Origin of the sequence: Vibrio sp. CUB2, assembly GCF_001557945.1 — a bacterium.
In the GTDB taxonomy this organism is placed as follows: Bacteria; Pseudomonadota; Gammaproteobacteria; order Enterobacterales; family Vibrionaceae; genus Vibrio; species Vibrio owensii.
Map to the genome: position 1 here is coordinate 1 of NZ_LNRB01000086.1, position 334 is coordinate 334.

Below are 334 nucleotides of genomic sequence, written 5' to 3' on the forward strand. Positions count from 1 at the left end.
TAAAAGTGATATTCCCAAGAACACTTGAATGTGTTTTTTGGTGTTTGTCATAAAGACAAACATTGAGAACTTTACAAACAAACTTAAAAGTTTGTTTTGTCAGCTTTCCAAATTGTTAAAGAGCTAATCACTTCTTATGAAGTAACCATTTTTAAAAACTCTCAAAAGAGAATGTTTAAAGATGGTATCCCGTAGGGGAGTCGAACCCCTGTTACCGCCGTGAAAGGGCGGTGTCCTAGGCCTCTAGACGAACGGGACACTGGATTGAAGATATTGGGATATCTTCGTCTCTTTTACTTATAAACCGTATCAATCTGTGTGGGCACTCATCGTG

Annotated in this window: 1 tRNA gene; it reads right to left on the minus strand. The window is 38.3% G+C overall.

Annotated features, from left to right (window positions below):
• Positions 1 to 182 precede the first annotated feature (182 nt).
• Positions 183 to 258 (minus strand) — tRNA-Glu (locus tag ATB78_RS27995).
• Positions 259 to 334 lie beyond the last annotated feature (76 nt).